This is a genomic window from Pseudomonas putida, assembly GCA_029953615.1.
Taxonomy (GTDB): Bacteria; Pseudomonadota; Gammaproteobacteria; order Pseudomonadales; family Pseudomonadaceae; genus Aquipseudomonas.
Map to the genome: position 1 here is coordinate 1491239 of CP124529.1, position 20441 is coordinate 1511679.

16 protein-coding genes, 2 tRNA genes and 2 pseudogenes are annotated in these 20441 nt (G+C 61.2%); 3 read left to right on the forward strand and 17 right to left on the reverse strand.

Features of this window, described 5'->3' with window-relative positions:
* Positions 1 to 39: 39 nt before the first annotated feature.
* A pseudogene (locus QIY50_06835) lies at positions 40 to 2977 on the forward strand (DUF748 domain-containing protein).
* 120 nt (positions 2978 to 3097) lie between these two features.
* Here QIY50_06835 and QIY50_06840 read toward each other — a convergent pair.
* Positions 3098 to 3511: a VOC family protein gene (locus QIY50_06840; GenBank protein ID WGV21914.1), complete on the reverse strand. Its 414-nt coding sequence runs from the start codon at positions 3509 to 3511 to the stop codon at positions 3098 to 3100.
* Positions 3512 to 3571: 60 nt separating this feature from the next.
* Between QIY50_06840 and QIY50_06845 the strand changes: the two genes are divergently transcribed.
* Entirely contained in the window at positions 3572 to 3874 is a 303-nt protein-coding gene (locus QIY50_06845) for a putative quinol monooxygenase (protein ID WGV21915.1), read from the forward strand.
* A 79-nt stretch (positions 3875 to 3953) separates the two neighbouring features.
* On the opposite strand, the gene QIY50_06850 is transcribed toward QIY50_06845, so the two are convergent.
* The 16 genes and pseudogenes from QIY50_06850 to rlmE all read right to left on the reverse strand — a co-directional run bounded on the left by QIY50_06850 (position 3954) and on the right by rlmE (position 19926).
* Positions 3954 to 4304 carry a BON domain-containing protein gene (locus QIY50_06850; GenBank protein ID WGV21916.1) on the reverse strand — a complete coding sequence of 117 codons (351 nt, stop codon included), beginning with the start codon at positions 4302 to 4304 and terminating at the stop codon, positions 3954 to 3956.
* Between the two features lie 263 nt (positions 4305 to 4567).
* A complete protein-coding gene (gene pnp, locus QIY50_06855) occupies positions 4568 to 6673 on the reverse strand; it encodes a polyribonucleotide nucleotidyltransferase (GenBank protein ID WGV21917.1) in 2106 nt (701 codons plus the stop codon).
* A 251-nt stretch (positions 6674 to 6924) separates the two neighbouring features.
* Positions 6925 to 7194 (reverse strand): 30S ribosomal protein S15, encoded by a 270-nt coding sequence (gene rpsO, locus QIY50_06860; GenBank protein ID WGV21918.1) that lies wholly within the window; start codon positions 7192 to 7194, stop codon positions 6925 to 6927.
* 149 nt (positions 7195 to 7343) lie between these two features.
* A complete protein-coding gene (truB, locus tag QIY50_06865) occupies positions 7344 to 8261 on the reverse strand; it encodes a tRNA pseudouridine(55) synthase TruB (GenBank protein WGV21919.1) in 918 nt (305 codons plus the stop codon).
* A gap of 3 nt (positions 8262 to 8264) precedes the next feature.
* Positions 8265 to 8663, reverse strand: coding sequence for a 30S ribosome-binding factor RbfA (gene rbfA, locus QIY50_06870; GenBank protein ID WGV21920.1), 399 nt, complete (start codon positions 8661 to 8663; stop codon positions 8265 to 8267).
* Between the two features lie 116 nt (positions 8664 to 8779).
* On the reverse strand, positions 8780 to 11308 hold the full coding sequence (gene infB, locus QIY50_06875; protein ID WGV21921.1) for a translation initiation factor IF-2: 2529 nt from the start codon (positions 11306 to 11308) through the stop codon (positions 8780 to 8782).
* 27 nt (positions 11309 to 11335) lie between these two features.
* Positions 11336 to 12818 (reverse strand): annotated as a pseudogene (gene nusA, locus QIY50_06880) (transcription termination factor NusA).
* 59 nt (positions 12819 to 12877) lie between these two features.
* Positions 12878 to 13336, reverse strand: a complete 459-nt coding sequence (rimP, locus tag QIY50_06885; GenBank protein WGV21922.1) for a ribosome maturation factor RimP — start codon at positions 13334 to 13336, stop codon at positions 12878 to 12880.
* A 130-nt stretch (positions 13337 to 13466) separates the two neighbouring features.
* Positions 13467 to 13543: transfer RNA gene (locus tag QIY50_06890), tRNA-Met, on the reverse strand.
* Between the two features lie 100 nt (positions 13544 to 13643).
* Positions 13644 to 13729, reverse strand: a tRNA-Leu gene (locus QIY50_06895).
* A gap of 21 nt (positions 13730 to 13750) precedes the next feature.
* The gene (gene secG / locus QIY50_06900; GenBank protein ID WGV21923.1) at positions 13751 to 14149 is read right to left on the reverse strand and encodes a preprotein translocase subunit SecG; all 399 of its coding nucleotides are present in this window, start codon (positions 14147 to 14149) and stop codon (positions 13751 to 13753) included.
* A 4-nt stretch (positions 14150 to 14153) separates the two neighbouring features.
* Positions 14154 to 14909, reverse strand: coding sequence for a triose-phosphate isomerase (tpiA, locus tag QIY50_06905; GenBank protein WGV21924.1), 756 nt, complete (start codon positions 14907 to 14909; stop codon positions 14154 to 14156).
* Positions 14910 to 14974: 65 nt separating this feature from the next.
* Entirely contained in the window at positions 14975 to 16315 is a 1341-nt protein-coding gene (glmM, locus tag QIY50_06910; GenBank protein WGV21925.1) for a phosphoglucosamine mutase, read from the reverse strand.
* A 16-nt stretch (positions 16316 to 16331) separates the two neighbouring features.
* Positions 16332 to 17183, reverse strand: a complete 852-nt coding sequence (gene folP / locus QIY50_06915) for a dihydropteroate synthase (GenBank protein ID WGV21926.1) — start codon at positions 17181 to 17183, stop codon at positions 16332 to 16334.
* A gap of 8 nt (positions 17184 to 17191) precedes the next feature.
* Positions 17192 to 19096: an ATP-dependent zinc metalloprotease FtsH gene (gene ftsH, locus QIY50_06920; protein ID WGV21927.1), complete on the reverse strand. Its 1905-nt coding sequence runs from the start codon at positions 19094 to 19096 to the stop codon at positions 17192 to 17194.
* A gap of 203 nt (positions 19097 to 19299) precedes the next feature.
* A complete protein-coding gene (rlmE, locus tag QIY50_06925; GenBank protein WGV21928.1) occupies positions 19300 to 19926 on the reverse strand; it encodes a 23S rRNA (uridine(2552)-2'-O)-methyltransferase RlmE in 627 nt (208 codons plus the stop codon).
* 102 nt (positions 19927 to 20028) lie between these two features.
* Between rlmE and yhbY the strand changes: the two genes are divergently transcribed.
* Positions 20029 to 20337 carry a ribosome assembly RNA-binding protein YhbY gene (gene yhbY, locus QIY50_06930; protein WGV21929.1) on the forward strand — a complete coding sequence of 103 codons (309 nt, stop codon included), beginning with the start codon at positions 20029 to 20031 and terminating at the stop codon, positions 20335 to 20337.
* Positions 20338 to 20441 lie beyond the last annotated feature (104 nt).

A 20441-nucleotide genomic window follows, 5' to 3' on the forward strand; every position in this document is an offset into this window, starting at 1 on the left:
ATACTCCAAGCTCTCCTGCTTAGACAGACGAAGCGACACATGTACAAAGGATTGACTCGCGCCGCTGGCGCACTGCTGGCCCTCGTAGCCCTTTACAGCCTTCTCGGCTTTCTCGTTCTCCCCGGTGTCGCGCTGCGCATCGCCAACCAGCAGTTGGCCCAGTACGCAACCGTGCCTGCCCACCTCGAACGGATCGAGCTCAACCCCTTCAGCCTCGAGCTGACCTTATGGGGCCTGCAGATCGGCGAGCCGGGCAATGGAGCAGGTCGGCTTCGACCGGCTGTACGCCAACCTCTCGCTCGACAGCCTGTGGAGCGGTGCCCTGCACCTGGACGCAGTGGAACTGGTCAAGCCACGCAACGAAGTGCTGTTCGCCAAGGACGGTACCCTCAACCTGACCCAACTGTTCAGGTTACCCCCAAGCGAAGCCAAGCCCGACGAGCCGCCCACCGACCCGTTCCCGCTGCGCATCGGCAGCATCAAGCTCAGCGACGGCTACCTGCACTTCGAGGACCTGCGCCCGAGCGAGCCGATCGAATTCCTCTACGACAACATGAACCTGGAGCTGAAGAACCTCAGCACCCTGCCCAACGACAATGCCGACATGACGTTGGTGGCCATCGGCCCCAACGGCGGGCGCATCGACTGGAAAGGCACCCTGAGCCTGGCGCCGATCGCCTCTGAAGGCACGCTGAAGGTCACCGACGGCAACATGAAGGCGTTCTGGCCCTATGTGCGCGATGCCGTGCCGCTGGTGCTGGAAAACGGCGTAGTCAGCCTCGACACCCACTACAAGCTCAACCTCGCCAAGCAGACCGAGCTATTGCTGGAAAACGCGTCGGTACGCATTGCACCGTTCGCCATCAAGGCACCGGATGGCCGCCCGCTGGCACGCCTGGCCAGCCTGGAGGTGAGCGAGACCTCGGTCGACCTGGTCAAGCAGCTGGTCACCGTGGGCAAGATCCGCAGCGAAAAGCTGGAAACCTGGGCCGCGCTGGAAAAGGACGGCCAACTCGACTGGCAGAAGCTGTTCGCCAGCCAGCCGGCCAAGGCCACGCCAAAGCAAAAGGCCGAACCAGCCACCGCCGAGCCCACCCCCGAACAGCAAGCCGCCAAGCAGCCGAGCAAGCCCTGGCAGGTGCTGCTCAAGGACGTGCAGTTGCGTAACTACCTGGTGCACCTGGCAGACCGTACCCAGAAAGAGCCGGTGGCCCTCGACGTCGGCCCACTGAACGCCGACCTGCAAGGTTTCGACAGCCTCAACCAGTCGCCCTTCACTCTCAAGCTCGATACCGGCGTGGGCAAGCAAGGCAAACTGCAGGCGGCCGGCCAGGTCAACCTGGCGCCCATCTGGGCCAAGCTGGACGTGAGCAGCCGCGACATCGACCTGCGGGTGGCCCAGGCCTACATCAGCCCGTTCATCCTGCTGGAGCTGCGCAGCGGCATGCTCGCCAGCGACCTCAAGGTCGACCTGAAGAACACCGCACCGCTGGCTTTCAGCGTTACCGGCAAGGCACAGGTCAGCCAACTGCATACCCTCGACACCATCAAGAGCCGTGACTTCGTCAAATGGCAGCAGGTGAATGTCGATGGCCTTTCCTATGTGCACGGCGATGCCCTGTCGATCGACAAGGTGACCCTGCTGCAACCCTATGCACGCTTCATCATCAACGAAGACCGCACTACCAACATCAACGACCTGCTGATCCCGCAGCCGACCGGCGCCCCGGCGACCAGCCAGGCCAAGCCAGCCGCGGCCAGCAACGACAAGCCGCTGGGCATCCACATCGGCCAGATCGACATCAACGATGGCTCGGCCAACTTCGCCGACCTGTCCCTCACCCCCAACTTCGCCACGGCCATTCAGCAGCTCAACGGCCAGATCGGCACCATCGACAACCGCAAGCCGTTGCCGGCCAAGGTCGACGTCAAGGGCAAGGTCGACCGCTACGCGCCGGTCACCATCAAGGGCGCCCTCAACCCGTTCGACCCGCTGGCCAGCCTGGATATCGCCACCAGCTTCAAGCGGGTCGAGCTGACCACGCTGACGCCCTATTCCGGCAAGTTCGCCGGTTTCCGTATCCGCAAGGGCCGGCTCAACCTCGACCTGCATTACCTGATCACCAATGGCCAGCTCAAGGCCGAGAACAAGGTAGTGGTGGAGCAGCTGCAGTTGGGTGAGAAGGTCGACAGCCCGGACGCCGTGGACCTGCCGATCCGCCTGGCGGTGGCGTTGCTGAAGGATACCGAAGGCAAGATCTCGATCGAGCTGCCGGTATCCGGCGACCTCAACAACCCGCAGTTCAGCGTGATGCCGATCGTCTGGCAAACCCTGCGCAACCTGGTGCTGCGTGCGGCGCAGGCACCGTTCAAGTTCATTGGCGGGCTGGTTGCCGGTGGTGGCGCGCAAGACCTGGGCAATGTGTCCTTCGCCCCGGGCTCCAGCGAACTCAGTGGCGACGCCCAGGCATCGCTGGACAAGCTGGCATCGGCGCTGAAGGAGCGCCCGGAACTGCGCCTGGAAATCGAAGGCACCAGCGCCCAGGCCAGCGATGGCCCGCTGATCGCCCAGCAGCGCCTGGAGCGTGAGTACCAGGCCACCTGGTACAAGATCCTGCAACGTCGCGGCGACAAAGTGCCGGCCAATGCGTCGATGCTGGTGGTCGACGACAGCGACAAGCCGGCGATGCTCGAAGGCATCTACCGTAACCGCCTGAAACAGCAACCGCCTGCCGAATGGGAGCAACTGGGCCGCGACGAGCGCGCTGCCAAGCTTCGCGAGGCGGTGATCAAGTCCTGGGCCGAGAGTACTGCACTGCTGCGCACACTGGGCCAGGAGCGGGCCAGCAGCATCAAGGACTACCTGGTGGACAAGGGCCAGCTGGAAGATGACCGGGTGTACTTCATCGATACCAGCCTGGGCCAGGCCGAGAGCGATGGGCGCGTGGTGACGCCGATGCATCTGGATGCCGAGTAACTTCTACTAGCAGGTCTGGCCTCTTCGCGGGCTTGCCCGCTCCCACAGGTACTGCACCGGCCTTGAGCTGTGTGCGGACCCTGTGGGAGCGGGCAGCCCGCGAATAGGCCGGTACAGGCTTCACACCAACCGCTGCCCCGACACCGCCGGGTGATACAGCGGCTGCACCTTGTTCCCCGCCGGGTCCAGCAGGTGGAAGCTGCGCGCCCCGTCTCCATGGTTGAACGGTCGGTCCAGCAAGGTCACGCCATGGGCCTTGAAATACTGATACCAGGCTTCCAGCTCCTCCACGCTGTCGACGATGAACCCATAGTGATCCAGGGTCTGCAACCCATTGGCGGCCCCTGCCCCGCGTCCCAGCGACAGGTTGTCGTTACCACAAGTGAGATACACCAGGTCTTCGTTGGCGCGGTTCAGCACTTCCATGCCCAGCACATCGACGTAGAAGCGTTCGCACTCCTCAAGGTTGGGCACCAACAAGGCAATATGGCGCAGGCCGTTCAGGCGGCCAGGGCGGGCAGGCAATTCGGACATTGGCGAAGCTCCATTTTTGTATACAATTTAGAATTGAATTTAAAACAAAAGGAGCACCTTGTGTATAGCCTGTTCATCAAGACCCGGGTGAAGCCCGGTTGCGCAGTGGATTTTCTGAACGCGATCAAAGTCAACGCGGCGGCTTCCGTCGCCACCGAACCCGGTTGCCTGGTGTTCGATGTGTCGCAAGACAGAATCGACCCGGAGCTGATCTACCTGTACGAGATCTATCGCGATGACGAGGCGTACGAAGCGCACACCCAGACTGCGCATTTTCGCGACAGCCGGCCCTTGGTCGAGCCGCTGATACTCGAACAGGAATGCTTCGAAAGTGACGTGGTTGCGCGTAACCCGGTGTACTAGGCGCGCAATGAAAAGCCCCGGCAAAGCGCCGGGGCCTGGAGCAAAGGGGGCCAAATCCGTTTGGCCGACGGGACATTCCTTATTCAGCTTTCAGGCCGTCAGCCATCACACTCTTGACGCCTTTGATGTTCTTGGTAATACGAACAGCTTCTTCTTTCTGGGACTGAGTCACCGCCACGTCAGACGACAGCGAGACGACACCTTGGCTGGTCTCGACTTTGATGTCGCTGCCTGGGATACCTTTTTCAGTCAGCAGGTCCGCTTTCACCTTGGTGGTAATCCAGGTGTCAGAACCTTCCTGCTTGGCGTTGTCCACGGTATTGGCGGCCAACATGACTGGCGCCTGGGTTGGCTCTGCGGCGAACGCGCCGTTAGCCATGGTCAGGGTCAGGGCGGTAGCAGTAGCGGCAGCAATGGCGAACTTCTTCATGTGAGTCACTCCTGTTTTTCGAAGGGTCTGCGCCGTATGTCCTGGCGTCAGGTATGAAGGTAGTTGCATGCGCTGTGCCAGCTTTTCCGCTTCGCTTGTTTTCTTATAAATCAATAAGTTAGACAAAATTCGACTTGGCGGGCGTCGTGCATTCTGCAATCTGCACGATAAAACTGCATGCAAGATGCAAGTCCGCAAAAGGTTCCGTACAGCCATAAAAAAAGGCCCCTCGCGGGGCCTTTCTTGCTACTGCGAGGCGCTCATCAGACGCCCGAGGCCTTGGCCGCAGCAACGTCCTTGATCGACAGCTTGATACGGCCGCGGTTGTCCACGTCCAGTACCAGTACTTCGACTTCCTGGCCTTCTTTCAGAACGTCGGTGACTTTCTCGACGCGAGCATCGCTCAGCATGGAGATATGCACCAGGCCGTCCTTGCCCGGCAGGATGTTGACGAACGCGCCGAAGTCGACGATGCGCTCGACCTTGCCGACGTAGATCTTGCCGATCTCGGCCTCGGCGGTGATGCCCAGGATGCGCTGCTTGGCAGCATCTGCCGCTTCCTTGGTTTCGCCGAAGATTTTGATCGAGCCATCGTCTTCGATGTCGATCGAAGCCTTGGTCTCTTCGCAGATTGCGCGAATGGTGGCGCCGCCTTTACCGATGACGTCACGAATCTTGTCGGTGTCGATCTTCATCGCGATCATGGTCGGCGCGTTGGCCGACAGCTCGCTACGCGACTGGGCGATGATCTGGTTCATCTGGCCGAGGATGTTCAGGCGCGCTTCCAGGGCCTGGCCCAGGGCGATTTCCATGATCTCTTCGGTGATGCCGTTGATCTTGATGTCCATCTGCAGCGCGGTAACACCCTTGGCGGTACCGGCTACCTTGAAGTCCATGTCGCCCAGGTGGTCCTCGTCACCCAGGATGTCGGTCAGGACGGCGAACTTGTCACCTTCCTTGACCAGGCCCATGGCGATACCGGCAACCGGCGCCTTCATCGGTACACCGGCGTCCATCAGGGCCAGGGAAGCACCGCAGACCGACGCCATGGAGCTGGAACCGTTGGATTCGGTGATTTCCGAAACCACGCGGATGGTGTACGGGAATTCGCTGTCGCTCGGCAGCATCGCCTGTACGCCACGACGGGCCAGGCGACCGTGGCCGATTTCACGACGGCCGGCGCCACCCATGCGGCCGCACTCACCCACCGAGAATGGCGGGAAGTTGTAGTGCAGCATGAACGGGTCTTTCTTCTCGCCTTCCAGGGTGTCCAGCAGCTGGGCGTCACGGGCAGTACCCAGGGTCGCAACGACCAGGGCCTGGGTTTCGCCACGGGTGAACAGCGCCGAGCCGTGGGTCTTCGGCAGTACGCCGACTTCGATGTTCAGCGGGCGCACGGTGCGGGTGTCACGGCCGTCGATACGCGGTTTGCCGTTGACGATGTTCTCGCGGACGGTGCGGTACTCCAGCTCGCCGAAGATTTCCTTGATGGCGCTGGCGGACGGGCCGGTCTCTTCGTTGCTCAGACGGGCAACAGCCTCGTCGCGCAGCTGGCCCAGGCGGTTGTAGCGGTCAGCCTTCTGGGTGATGGTGTAGGCCTGCGAAACGGCTTCGCCGAACTCGCCACGCACCAGGTTCATCAGCTCGACGTTGGCCGGGGCTGGCTGCCAGTCCCAGGTCGGCTTGCCGGCTTCGGCGGCCAGTTCCTTGACGGCCTGGATAACGGCCTGGAACTCGTCGTGGGCGAACAGTACGGCGCCCAGCATCTGGTCTTCGGTCAGCTCTTTGGCTTCCGATTCAACCATCAGTACAGCCGATTCGGTACCGGCAACGACCATGTCCAGGCTCGAGGCAGCCAGTTGCTCGTAGGTCGGGTTCAGCAGGTAGCCGGTGCTTTCGTGGAAGGCAACGCGAGCGGCGCCGATCGGGCCTTCGAACGGAATGCCGGAAATGGCCAGGGCAGCCGAGGTACCGATCATCGCAGCGATGTCCGGGTCGGTCTTCTTGCTGGTGGAAACCACGGTGCAGACGACCTGCACTTCGTTCATGAAGCCTTCCGGGAACAGCGGACGGATCGGACGGTCGATCAGGCGCGAGGTCAGGGTCTCTTTCTCGGAAGGACGGCCTTCACGCTTGAAGAAGCCACCCGGGATCTTGCCGGCGGCGTAGGTCTTTTCCTGGTAGTGAACCGACAGCGGGAAGAAGCCCTTGCCTGGATCAGCCTGTTTGGCGCCTACCACAGTCACCAGCACGGTGACGTCGTTGTCGACGGTAACCAGCACGGCGCCGGTTGCCTGACGGGCAATGCGGCCCGTTTCGAGAGTGACGGTCGATTGACCGAACTGGAAAGTCTTGATTACCGGGTTCACGGTTTCCTACCTTTTTTCAGTGGCTCTTGGGGGAACTGGTTTCTTGCGAATTCTTGGGCAGAACGGGGAATCGGCCCCATTGACCGTCCAGATACAACACGAGGCTGGGAGCCTGGCACCAAGCGGAAAAACCGCTCAGCATTGCCAGGCTGCCAACCTCGGAGATACGCGTGGCGTGTCCAACGGCAGCACTGCAAAACAGCCCTGTCGAAGCCTGCGACACGCCATGCACACCACTGCCCAGGCCGCTATTAGCGACGCAGGCCCAGGCGACCGATCAGGGCGCTGTAACGAGTGGTGTCTTTGCCCTTCAGGTAATCCAGCAGCTTACGACGCTGGTTGACCATACGGATCAGACCACGACGGGAGTGGTGGTCTTTGTCGTTGGCCTTGAAGTGGCCTTGCAGCTTGTTGATGTTGGCGGTCAGCAGAGCAACCTGCACTTCCGGGCTACCGGTATCGCCGGCGGCTTGCTGGTATTCGGCAACGATCTGAGCTTTTTCTTCAACGCTGAGGGCCATGTGGCTTCTCCTGATAACGGATCCCGCATGCGGGGTCCAATAGGCCAGGGACAAATCCCTGTATTAATAAAAAAAAGGTGTGACCGTGCCTACTGACAGCCACCCTTGGTGCCGCAGGACCTGGCAATTGCCTTGCCCCACGGTTTCGGTCATTCCGACCGAATCAGCCGACGCGGCGCAATGCGCCCGTCTTCGCTCACTTCACCGATACCGATGAAGCGTGCATTGTGATCCTGTACCCGGACCATGCCAAATTGTGGCGCGTCCGGAGCGCGTACCGCCTGCCCATGCAGCCAGTAGAACGCACTGTGCTCGGACAGGCACACCAGCGGCCAATCCTGCAGGCCGCTGTCCGAGGGCATCAGGAAGCGGTCGAGCGCTTCGTTGCCGCCTTCGGCGTGGGCCTGTTCGAGTTCCTCGAGGGTGACCGTCTGTGCCAGCGCGAAAGGCCCGGCCTGGGTCCTGCGCAGCTCGGCGACATAGGCGCCGCAGCCAAGGGCCTCGCCAATATCCTCCACCAGGGTACGGATATAGGTGCCTTTGCTGCATCCTACGCTCAACCGTGCACGGGTGCCTTCGCACTCGAGCAACTCCAAGCGGCCAATAGTAACAGAACGCGCCTCGCGCTCCACTACCTCTCCTGCACGAGCCAGCTTGTACAGCGGCTGTCCGTCACGCTTGAGCGCCGAGTACATCGGCGGTATCTGGCTGATCTGGCCACGAAAACGCGGCAGCAGGGCCTCGATGTCGGCGCGACCAACGGTCACCTCGCGGGTCTGCAGCACTTCACCTTCGGCATCGCCGGTGTTGGTAGTCTGCCCCATCTGCATGACCGTTTCGTAGCCCTTGTCGGAATCGAGCAGGTACTGCGAAAACTTGGTCGCTTCGCCAAAGCACAATGGCAGAACGCCGGTTGCCAGCGGGTCGAGGCTGCCGGTGTGGCCGGCCTTTTCCGCATTGAGCAGCCAGCGCACCTTTTGCAGCGCGGCGTTGGAGGTGAAGCCCAGCGGCTTGTCGAGCAGGATGATGCCGCTGACGTTGCGGCGGATACGTTTGACCTGGGCCACCGCTTACTCCTCGGCGTCCGGCTTGTCGGCATCCTTGTGCTGACGGTCTTCGGCGACCGCGCGCTCGATCAGTGCCGACAGGTGGGCACCTCGGCTGACGCTCTCGTCGAAGTGGAAATGCAGTTGCGGCACGCTGCGCAGTTGCATCACACGGCCCAGGTGCAGGCGCAGGAAGCTCGCGGCGCTGGTCAGGGCCTTGAGGGTCTGCGGCACCGCATCGGCACCGTCCTGGCCCATCACGGTGATGAACACCTTGGCGTGGCCAAGGTCGCGGCTGACGTCGACGGCAGTGATGGTCACCAGGCCGACGCGCGGGTCTTTGACTTCACGGCGGATCAGTTCCGACAGCTCGCGCTGCATCTGGTCGCCGATGCGTTGGGTACGGCTATATTCTTTTGCCATTCTTGCTACCTGTAACTTAAAGCGGCAAACGCCCGGTCAAGCTGAAGCCTGACCGGGCGCTACCTTCAGAGACGCTGCCAGCCGCCCTGGGGCGGGGCCTGCGCCACGCTCGCCCCTTACAGGGTACGAGCCACCTGGACTTTCTCGAAGACTTCGATCTTGTCGCCGACCTTGACGTCGTTGTAGCTCTTCACGCCGATACCGCACTCCATGCCGTTACGCACTTCGGAGGCATCGTCCTTGAAGCGACGCAGCGATTCCAGCTCGCCTTCGAAGATCACAACGTCTTCGCGCAGTACGCGGATCGGACGGTTGCGGTACACGGTACCTTCGATGACCATACAGCCAGCGATGGCGCCGAACTTCGGCGAACGGAACACGTCACGGACTTCGGCAACACCCAGGATGTTCTCGCGAACATCGCTGCCGAGCATGCCGGTCAGAGCCTTCTTGACGTCTTCGATGATGTCGTAGATCACGTTGTAGTAACGCATATCCAGACCTTCCTGCTCGACGATCTTGCGCGCGCCGGCATCGGCACGCACGTTGAAGCCGAACAGTACTGCATTCGAAGCCAGCGCCAGGTTGGCGTCGCTTTCGGTGATACCACCGACGCCGCCACCGATCACGCGCACCTGAACTTCGTCGTTGCCCAGGCCCGACAGCGAACCCTGCAGTGCTTCCAGGGAACCACGCACGTCGGTCTTGAGGACGATGTTGAGGGTCTTCTTCTCTTCCTGACCCATGGTCTCGAAGATGTTTTCCAGCTTGCCGGCGTGAGCACGGGCCAGCTTGACCTCGCGGTACTTGCCTTGACGGAACAGGGCAACTTCACGGGCCTTCTTCTCGTCGGCAACCACGGACAGCTCGTCACCGGCTTCCGGGGTGCCGTCCAGGCCGAGGATTTCGACCGGGATCGACGGGCCGGCTTCCTTCACAGGCTTGCCGTTCTCGTCGAGCATGGCGCGCACGCGGCCATAGTTGGAACCGCACAGGACCATGTCGCCCTGACGCAGGGTACCGTCCTGAACCAGGATGGTCGCCACCGGGCCACGGCCCTTGTCCAGGCGCGATTCGACAACCACGCCACGACCTGGGGCGGTCGGGGTAGCGGTCAGTTCGAGAATCTCGGCCTGCAGCAGGACAGCTTCGAGCAGCTCGTCGACGCCGGTACCCATCTTGGCCGAAACCTTGACGAATGGAGTATCACCACCCCAGTCCTCGGAGGTCACGCCTTCGACGGCCAGCTCGTTGCGGATGCGGTCGAGGTCGGCACCCGGCTTGTCGATCTTGTTCACCGCGACCACCAGCGGAACGCCAGCTGCCTTGGCATGCTGAACGGCTTCGCGGGTTTGCGGCATCACGCCGTCGTCCGCCGCCACCACCAGGATGACGATGTCGGTAGCCTTGGCACCACGGGCACGCATTGCGGTGAACGCAGCGTGGCCAGGGGTATCGAGGAAGGTGACCATGCCGCGGTCGGTTTCCACGTGGTAGGCACCGATGTGCTGGGTAATGCCACCGGCTTCGCCAGCGGCAACCTTGGCACGACGGATGTAGTCGAGCAGCGAGGTCTTACCATGGTCAACGTGACCCATGACGGTAACGACCGGCGCACGCGATTCGACTTCACCTTCGAATTTCAGCGATTCGGCCAGGGAGTCTTCCAGGGCGGTATCGCTGACCAGGGTCACTTTGTGGCCCAGTTCTTCGGCGACCAGCTGAGCGGTTTCCTGGTCGAGCACCTGGTTGATGGTGACCGGGGTACCCAGCTTGAACATGAACTTGACCACTTCAGCGGCCTTGACCGACATCTGCTGGGCCAGTTCCGAGACGGTGATGGTCTCGCCGATGGTCACGTCACGAATGACTGGACCGGTCGGGTTCTGGAAGCCGTGCTGGTTGCGCTTCTTCAGCTTGCTCTTGCCACCACGGCCACGGCGTACGCCATCGCTCTCTTCATCGGTGGTGCGCGGCGCGGCGCGAGGCGTCGGAGCCTTTTCCTTCTCCTTGACCTTGACCTTGATCGACACGCGCGGGGCCTCGCCACGGCGACGATCTTCGTCACGGGTGCGGCCTTCGTTGCGACGGGCTTCGTCCTTCTTGCGCTCGGCAGCACGGGCTGCGGCGTCTTCGGACGCCGGAGCGTCGGCAACTACCGGAGCCGGGGCAGCAGCAGGTGCCGCCTCAGGCTTGGCAGCAGGCGCAGGGGCGGCAGCCGGGGCTTCGGCGGCCTGACGGCGAGCCTGCTCTTCGTTGCGCTGGCGAACTTCGGCCTCGACCTTGTCGCGAGCGGCATTTTCAGCCGCGCGGCGCTCTTCCAGCTCACGCTTCTGCTCAGCCTGGATTTCTTCCGGGCTGCGCTGCACGAATACTTTCTTCTTGCGTACTTCTACGCTGATGCTCTTGCTACCGGCGACACGCAGGGTGCTGGTGGTTTTGCGCTGCAAGGTAATCTTGCGCGGCTCTTCCGCCTTGCTCTTGTGGCTGCTCTTCAAATGAGTCAGCAGGGTCTGCTTCTCATTGTCGGTCACTACCTGACCGGCGTCGGTGTGCGGCAGGCCTGCCTCACGCATCTGCTGCAGCAGGCGCTCTACCGGTGCCTCGACCTCTTGGGCCAGTTCTTTCACCGTGACTTGCGTCATGCACTTCTCTCCTCAGGCCGCGCCTAATTACTCGAACCAGTGGGCTCGGGCGGCCATGATCAACTTGCCGGCACGCTCTTCGTCGATGCCGTCGATGTCGAGCAGATCGTCTATCGACTGCTCGGCCAGGTCTTCGCGGTTAACCACGCCGCGCACCGCCAGTTCCGCCGCCAGGTCCTTGTCCATGCCCTCAAGGGAGAGCAGGTCTTCAGCCGGGTGGGCGTCTGCCAGTTTTTCTTCGGTAGCGATGGCCTTGGTCAACAAACGGTCCTTGGCCCGAGCGCGGAGCTCATTGACGATATCCTCGTCAAAGCCATCGATGTTGAGCATTTCTTCCAACGGTACGTAGGCAATTTCCTCGAGGCTGGTGAAGCCTTCGTCGACCAGCACTTGGGCCAGCTCCTCGTCGACTTCCAGTTCATCGATGAAATTGCGCAGGATGTCACCGGTTTTCGGCCTGCTGCTTGGCCTGGATGTCCTTCTCGGTCATCACGTTCAGGGTCCAGCCGGTCAACTGACTGGCCAGGCGAACGTTCTGACCGCCACGGCCAATGGCCTGGGCCAGGTTGTCTTCGGCGACGGCGATGTCCATGGCATGGGCATCTTCATCAACGATGATCGCCGCGACTTCAGCCGGCGACATGGCGTTGATGACGAACTGCGCCGGGTTATCGTCCCAGAGGACGATATCCACACGCTCACCACCCAACTCCCCGGATACGGCCTGGACGCGCGAACCACGCATGCCGATGCAGGCGCCTTGCGGGTCGATGCGCTTGTCCTTGGAGCGGACGGCAATCTTGGCTCGCGAACCCGGATCACGGGAGGCAGCCATGACTTCGATGAGGCCCTCGGCAATTTCCGGCACTTCGATGCGGAAAAGCTCGATCAGCATCTGTGGCGCGGTGCGCGACAGGATCAGCTGTGGGCCACGGTTTTCAGTGCGAATTTCCTTCAGCAGCGCACGCAGGCGCACGCCAACGCGGAAGGTTTCGCGCGGAATGATGTCTTCGCGGGCCAGCAAGGCCTCAGCGTTGTTGCCCAGGTCAACGATGACGTTGTCGCGGGTAACCTTTTTCACGGTACCGGAGATGATCTCGCCAACGCGCTCGCGGTAGGCATCGACCACCTGGGCACGCTCGGCCTCACGGACCTTCTGCACGATGACCTGCTTGGCGGTCTGGGCGGCGATACGACCGAACTCGATAGACTCGATCTTCTCTTCGATCACGTCACCGACCTTGGCTTCAGGGTGGGTGTCCTTGATCTTGTCGAGCCAGGTCTCGATCGCCGGATCATCAAGATCGGCTTCATCGACCACGGTCCAGCGACGGAAGGTCTCGTAGCTACCGGTGTGGCGGTTGATTTCCACACGCAGGTCGACTTCGTCTTCAAAACGTTTTTTGGTTGCAGTGGCCAGAGCCACTTCCAGCGCTTCGAAAATGACGCCGGGCGGTACACCTTTTTCGTTGGATACCGATTCAACAACCAGCAGTACTTCTTTGCTCATCGTACGCCTCGCCTTGCGCAAGCCATTGGGCCCGGATCGTCCGCCGGGCCCGGCACGTCTCAGTCAAAACTGGGAATAATATTGGCCTTGTCGATCGAGTCGATCGGCAACAGGAACTCTTGATTGTCCACCTGGACTACCACGTCCTGCTCCTCCACACCGCGGAGAAGGCCCTGGAAGTTACGACGACCCTCGAAGGGTGAGCGCAGCTTGATCTTCACTTGTTCGCCGGCATGCGAGGCAAACTGTTCCAGAGTGAACAGTGGGCGATCCATGCCTGGAGAAGACACCTCAAGGGTGTATTCACTGCTGATCGGATCTTCCACATCGAGAATTGCGCTGGCCTGACGGCTGACCGCTTCGCAGTCATCCACCAGGATGCCGCCTTCCTTGTCGATGTAGATGCGCAGTACCGAATGCTTACCCTGGGAAACGTATTCGATCCCCCAGCATTGATAGCCCAGACCCTCGACAACCGGGGCCAACAAGGCCTGCAACTGTTCTAGCTTGCTCGACACCTGAACCCCCTCGTGCATGCTGTGCAAATAAAAAATGGGCGAAGCGCCCATCCCTGAAAGCGCCGTTGGACAACGACGCCGAAAACTGTTCGGTTAGCAAAAAGCCCCTGAAAAGGGGCTCCGCTGAAGCTGGTTGCGGGGGCTGGATTTGAACCAACGACCTTCGGGTTATGAGCCCGACGAGCTACCAAGCTGCTCCACCCCGCGACAAAGCTGGGGCAAAAGTATAAGACCGAACCCTGTTGAGGGTCAAATCCGAACCTTCACCTGCAAGAAAGCCCGCTAAAGCGGGCTCTCAAGCTTTAATTGGTACCGAGAAGGGGACTCGAACCCCTACACCCTATGGGCACAACCACCTCAAGGTTGCGTGTCTACCAATTCCACCACCTCGGCAATACTACTACTTGAAACCCGTTACTTCTGCTCTTGTGCCGGAGGAGGTACATCACCCGTATCAGGAGTGGTTTCGCTCTTCTGCTGCTGGAGCACCGGTACATCATCATTAACTGCCGGTTTCTGCGGCTCTTTCACTTCTAGCACTGCTGGATCCGGAAGACCCGCTTGGCTAAGCTGGTGAGCTTGTTGCTTCGCGAAGTATCCTAACCCAAGTGCTGTCAAAAAGAAAGTGGCAGCGAGTATAGCAGTTAATTTACTCAGGAACGTTGCAGAACCTTGGCTCCCGAACACGGTATTTGAAGCACCCGCGCCGAAAGATGCACCTGCTTCCGCACCCTTACCCTGTTGCAACAGAACCAGCACTACAAGCGACAGCGCTGCCAACAGATGAAAAACAACGATGACTGTTTCCAGCATTTGTTCAGTTTCCTGCGGCGCGACAAATTGCACCGAATTCGTCTGCGTTCAGGGACGCCCCACCAATGAGCCCCCCATCGATATCCGGCATGCCGAACAGTTCGGCCGCATTGGCCGCCTTCACGCTGCCGCCGTAGAGCAACTGCACCTTCGCAGCCACTTCAGCATCTTCTGCCGCCAGCTGGCCGCGGATGGCGGCATGCACATCCTGGGCCTGCTGTGGCGTGGCCGTAAGGCCGGTGCCGATGGCCCATACAGGCTCATAGGCAATTACTGCATTGGCAAAAGCCTTAACACCGAATGCTTCGATGATACTGCTTAGTTGACGCCCGACAACTTCGAGCGTTTTGCCGGCCTCGCGCTCTTCAAGGGTTTCCCCGATGCAGAACACTGGCTTCAAACCTTTGGCCTGGGCCGCCGCAAACTTGCGATTGAGCACTTCGTCGCTTTCACCAATGATCTGGCGACGCTCTGAATGGCCAATCAACACCAACTTGCAACCTGCTTCAACCAGCTGTTCCGGAGCAACTTCTCCGGTCAGCGCACCCTGTTCGGGTTGTACTGCAGAATTCTGTGCGCCGACAGTAATTTCCTTACCTGCCAGACCATCGATCACTTGATTGATGAACAAGGCCGGTGGAAACACCGCGACTTCCACTCCGCTCGGCAAGGCCAGATTTCTCAAGCCTTCGGTCAGCTCAGCGACGCTAGCGCGGGTACCGTGCATCTTCCAGTTACCAGCTACCATGGGGCGACGCATGCTTTACCTCGTCGGTCAAAGTGGGCGCAGATAGTACCCAACCCTATCTGCGCTGGCAAGCGCCTTCAGACACAAACTTCGCCGACCAGTTTGGCCAGCGCTTCAGCGTGCGCACGCACCTGGCTTTCGTCTTCGCCCTCGACCATCACCCGCACCAACGGCTCGGTACCGGATTTGCGCAGCAGCACGCGACCACGCCCGGCCAACGCTTCGGTCACCTTGGCGCTAGCTTCCTTGACCGACGGGTGCTCCAGCGGGTCGACCTTGCTGGCCCCATAGCGCACGTTGATCAGCACCTGTGGGCACTTGCGCAGGGCCTGACGGGCCTGGGCCAGGGTTTCACCACGACGCTTGAGCGCCATCAGCACCTGTAGGGCAGCGATGATCGCGTCACCCGTGGTGGTGTGGTTGCAGCACACCACGTGACCGGAGTTTTCACCCCCGACCAGCCACTCACGCTCCAGCAGTTCGGCCATGACATAACGGTCGCCGACCTTGGCCCGCACGAACGGGATATCCAGGTCCTTCAGCGCCAGCTCAAGGCCCAGGTTGCTCATCAGCGTACCCACTACCCCGCCCTGCAGCTTGCCACGGTCCTGCAGGTCGCGGGCAATGATGAACAGCAGTTCGTCGCCATCGACGATGGCGCCGGTATGGTCGACCATCAGCACGCGGTCGCCGTCACCGTCGAAAGCGATGCCCAGGTCGGCATGGCCCACCAGCACCGCGGCCTGCAGCGATTCGATGTGGGTCGAGCCGCAGCCTTCGTTGATGTTCAGGCCGTCGGGCTGGGCGTGCAGCACGGTCACCTCGGCACCCAGCTCGCGGAACACGCTTGGCGCAACTTTGTAGGTAGCACCGTGGGCGCAGTCGACAACCAGCTTGAGGCCATCAAAGCTGGTGCTGCTCGGCACGCTGCTCTTGCAGAATTCGATGTAGCGACCGGCGGCATCGTTGATGCGCGAAACCTTGCCCAGTTTGCTCGACTCGACCACGGTCATCGGCTGGTCGAGCAATTCCTCGATCATCAGCTCGACTTCGTCCGGCAGCTTGGTCCCCTGGCCCGAGAAGAACTTGATGCCATTGTCGTCGTGCGGGTTGTGCGATGCACTGATGACGATGCCGGCTTCAGCGTGGAAGGTTCGCGTCAGGTAGGCGATGGCCGGCGTCGGCATCGGCCCAAGCAGCATCACATCGGCACCCGCCGCGGACAGGCCGGCTTCGAGCGCGGACTCGAACATGTAGCCGGAGATACGGGTGTCCTTGCCCACCAGCACCCGGCAGTGGCCTTGCTTGCGGAAGGCCATGCCGGCCGCCCAGCCAAGCTTCAGCATGAAGTCAGGCGTGATCGGGTATTCGCCGACGCGGCCACGAATGCCGTCGGTACCAAAGTATTTTCTGCTCATAGGGGCTCCAATGTTCTTATTCGGCGTTTTGCACCGCAGCGATCATGCGCACTACATCGACGGTTTCGGCCACGTCATGGACACGAAGGATGCTCGCCCCCTTGGTCATGGCCAACGCCGCCAGCGCAAGGCTGCCGTACAAGCGCTCGCCGACCGGACGTTCCAGCGTCAGGCCGATCATGCTCTTTCGTGAAACACCCACCAGCAGCGGGCGCCCAAGGCGATAGAGCGCTTCCATGTGCTTGAACAGGCTCAGGTTGTGCGCCAGTGTCTTGGCGAAACCGAAGCCCGGATCAAGAATGATTCTGTTAGCGTCGATGCCCGCCGCCGCACAGGCGGCCATTCGCTGCTCAAGATAATGCGTAACGTCGACGGTCACATCTTCGTAATGCGGGTCGTCCTGCATGTTACCCGGCTCGCCGCGCATGTGCATGAGGCACACCGGCAGGCCGGTATCTGCGGCCGCGTCCAGGGCACCATCGCGCTCCAGGGCCCGGACATCGTTGATCAGCCCGGCACCGAGGCGCGCCGCTTCACGCATGACCGCAGGCGTGGAGGTATCGACCGAGATAACCACATCGAGGCGGCTGTTGATCGCCTCGACCATGGGCGCCACCCGCTCCAGTTCCTCGGTCACCGATACCGCGCGAGCACCCGGCCGCGTGGACTCGCCGCCGATGTCGATCAGCGTGGCGCCTGCGGCAACCATCGCTTCGGCATGACGCAATGCCTCGTCGCGCTGGTTGAAGCGCCCGCCATCGGAGAAGGAATCAGGTGTGATATTGAGAATACCCATGACATGGGTACGCGACAAATCAAGAACCCGGTTGCCGCAAGGCAACCGGGTCGGGTACTGCACTGAGCTCATAGATGCCCTTAGTGTTGAGCCGCTGGACCGCCGATCGGCGATTCCGGGCGATCACCCTGGGCGGCAGGCTTGCCCGAAGCGGAGTCATCATCCCAGTCGCGCGGTTCGCGGGGGGTACGGCCGGCCATGATATCGTCAATCTGCTCGGCGTCGATGGTCTCGTACTTCATCAGCGCTTCGGCCATGGCATCGAGCTTGTCACGGTTGTCGGTGAGCAGCTGCTTGGCGGTGGCGTAGCACTGGTCGATGATGCTGCGCACTTCCGAGTCGATCAGCTTGGCGGTTTCGCCGGAAACGCTGGCGTGCTGGCTGGCAGCGCTGCGGCCCAGGAATACCTCGCCTTCTTCCTCGGCGTACATCAGCGGGCCGAGCTTTTCGGAAAGGCCCCACTTGGTCACCATGTTGCGGGCGATCTGGCTGGCACGCATGATGTCGTTTGATGCGCCGGTAGTGACACCGTCGAAGCCCAGGGTCATTTCCTCGGCAATACGGCCACCATACAGCGAGCAGATCTGGCTGATCAGTGCGCGCTTGGACAGGCTGTAGCGGTCTTCTTCCGGCAGGAACATGGTCACGCCCAGGGCGCGACCGCGCGGAATGATCGATACCTTGTAAACCGGATCGTGCTCGGGCACCAGGCGACCGACAATGGCGTGGCCAGCCTCGTGGTAGGCGGTGTTCTGCTTTTCTTTCTCGGACATGACCATGGTCTTGCGCTCGGCGCCCATCATGATCTTGTCCTTGGCCAGCTCGAACTCTTTCATTTCGACCAGGCGCTTGTTGGCGCGCGCGGCAAACAGCGAGGCCTCGTTGACCAAGTTGGCCAGGTCGGCACCGGAGAAGCCGGGGGTACCACGGGCGATGACCGCGGGATTGACGTTTTCGCCGACCGGCACCTTGCGCATGTGCACCTTGAGGATCTGTTCGCGACCACGAATGTCCGGCAGGCCGACCACCACCTGGCGGTCGAAGCGACCGGGGCGCAGCAGCGCCGGGTCGAGCACGTCCGGACGGTTGGTAGCCGCGATGACGATGATGCCATCGTTCATCTCGAAGCCGTCCATCTCCACCAGCAACTGGTTGAGGGTTTGCTCACGCTCGTCGTGACCGCCGCCCATGCCGGCGCCACGGTGGCGACCAACAGCGTCGATCTCGTCGATGAAGATGATGCACGGGGCGTGCTTCTTGGCCTGCTCGAACATGTCGCGCACACGGCTGGCACCGACACCGACGAACATTTCCACGAAGTCCGAACCGGAAATGGTGAAGAACGGCACCTTCGCCTCGCCGGCGATAGCCTTGGCCAGCAGGGTCTTGCCGGTACCGGGCGGGCCGACCATCAGCACGCCACGCGGGATACGGCCGCCCAGACGCTGGAACTTGCCCGGGTCACGCAGGAATTCTACCAGCTCGCCAACCTCTTCCTTGGCTTCGTCGCAACCTGCAACGTCGGCCAGGGTGGTCTTGACCTGGTCTTCGGACAGCAGGCGCGCCTTGCTCTTGCCAAAGCTCATCGGCCCGCCCTTGCCGCCCGCACCGCCCTGCATCTGGCGCATGAAGAACATGAACACGGCAATGATCACCAGAATCGGGAAGCTGGCCACCAGCAGCTGGGTCCAGATGCTCTGCTGCTCAGGCTGCTTGCCTTCGATGATGACGTGGTTGTCGACCAGGTCGCCGATCAGGCCGTTGTCGGTAATGGCCGGGCGCACGGTCTTGAAGTTGTCGCCGTCGGCGCGCTTGCCGGTAATGATGTAGCCATCGACGGTCACACGCTCGACCTTGCCATCCTTGACCTGCTGGATGAAGTCGGAATAGTTGAGGGTCTGCGGCTCGTTAGGGCTGGAGAAGTTGTTCATCACCGTCACCAGGACAGCTGCGATGATCAACCACAGGATCAGATTCTTTGCCATGTCGTTCAATTCGCTACCCTCTGAGGTCGGCGCACGACGCAGCCGTTCCTCGCATGATATTCATCGCCCTAACTTACTACATTACCTACGCAGCCGCAGGCACCGTCTGTAACCCTTTGTGAAAGCTAGACTACACGAAGTTCGGACGATCCTGACGCAGCGGCCGATTGGAAATAACTATCGGCCACCCCGCTTGCCGCCTTTCACGCCCCCTTGAAGCCCCGGCCCAGCAAGTACTGCTCGCGGGAACGGTCACGCGATGACGACGGCTTGCGCATCTGTACCTTGTCGAACTTGCTGCGCACGTCCTTCAGGTACACGTCAAACCCTTCGCCCTGGAAAATCTTGATCAGGAAGTCGCCGCCGGGCTTTAGCACGCGGGTTGCCAGATCGAGGGCCAGTTCGCAGAGGAACATGGCCCGCGGCATGTCCACCGCGGGCGTACCACTCATATTGGGGGCCATGTCGGAAATCACAAGGTCTACGTGCGAATCGCCGACCGCCTCGAGAATGCGCTGCAGCACTTCATCATGGGTGAAATCGCCCTGGATGAAGGTTACATCCGGGATCGAGTCCATCTCCAGGATGTCGGACGCGATCAGGCGGCCCTGGCCACCAATCAGACGACTGGTCACCTGCGACCAGCCACCAGGCGCAGCACCAAGGTCGATCACGCTCATGCCTGGGCGGATCAGCCGGTCCTTTTCCTGGATCTCCAACAGTTTGTAGCTCGCACGCGAGCGGTAGCCATCCTTCTGTGCCTGTTTCACAAAAGGATCGTTGAAATGCTCTCGCAGCCAGTTTGCGCTGCTTTTGGAACGTTGTACCACGGGGCACCTCGATGATATGCGTCGTGATTGACTGGGCGGAGCCGGTGGCCCTCGGGTAAAATGCCGGTCAATTTTACAGAATCAGACGGAAAGGGTCAGATTATGCCGCTCAATAACGAGCAGAAGAAGCAATACAAGTCCATTGGTCATGACCTGAAGCCGGTCCTGATCGTTGCTGGCAACGGTTTGAATGAGGGCGTAATCGCCGAACTGGAGCGCGCCCTGGTCGACCATGAGCTGATCAAGGTCGAAATTCGCTCGGAAGACCGCGAAGAGCGCGCCGAGACCATTGCCGAACTGTGCAAGGCCGGCCGTGCCGAGCTGGTGCAGACCATCGGCAAGAAAGCCCTGATCTACCGCAAGAACCCACAGCCGAACAAGCAGCTGTCCAACATCCACCGTTACAAGTAACGGCAAAGGGGCTGCTGCGCAGCCCATCGCCGGCAAGCCAGCTCCCACAGGTACGGCGCATGGCTTGAATTCGATGCGGTCGGTGTGGGAGCCGGCTTGCCGGC

Excerpts from the sequence above, each read along its gene's own strand:
- secG (WGV21923.1), bottom strand. The coding sequence starts at position 14,149 with ATGCTGGAAACAGTCATCGTTGTTTTTCATCTGTTGGCAGCGCTGTCG.
- tpiA (WGV21924.1), bottom strand. The coding sequence starts at position 14,909 with ATGCGTCGCCCCATGGTAGCTGGTAACTGGAAGATGCACGGTACCCGC.
- infB (WGV21921.1), bottom strand. The coding sequence starts at position 11,308 with ATGACGCAAGTCACGGTGAAAGAACTGGCCCAAGAGGTCGAGGCACCG.
- glmM (WGV21925.1), bottom strand. The coding sequence starts at position 16,315 with ATGAGCAGAAAATACTTTGGTACCGACGGCATTCGTGGCCGCGTCGGC.
- yhbY (WGV21929.1), top strand. The coding sequence starts at position 20,029 with ATGCCGCTCAATAACGAGCAGAAGAAGCAATACAAGTCCATTGGTCAT.
- ftsH (WGV21927.1), bottom strand. The coding sequence starts at position 19,096 with ATGGCAAAGAATCTGATCCTGTGGTTGATCATCGCAGCTGTCCTGGTG.
- QIY50_06850 (WGV21916.1), bottom strand. The coding sequence starts at position 4,304 with ATGAAGAAGTTCGCCATTGCTGCCGCTACTGCTACCGCCCTGACCCTG.
- rpsO (WGV21918.1), bottom strand. The coding sequence starts at position 7,194 with ATGGCCCTCAGCGTTGAAGAAAAAGCTCAGATCGTTGCCGAATACCAG.
- QIY50_06840 (WGV21914.1), bottom strand. The coding sequence starts at position 3,511 with ATGTCCGAATTGCCTGCCCGCCCTGGCCGCCTGAACGGCCTGCGCCAT.
- rbfA (WGV21920.1), bottom strand. The coding sequence starts at position 8,663 with ATGGCAAAAGAATATAGCCGTACCCAACGCATCGGCGACCAGATGCAG.
- folP (WGV21926.1), bottom strand. The coding sequence starts at position 17,183 with ATGAGCTCAGTGCAGTACCCGACCCGGTTGCCTTGCGGCAACCGGGTT.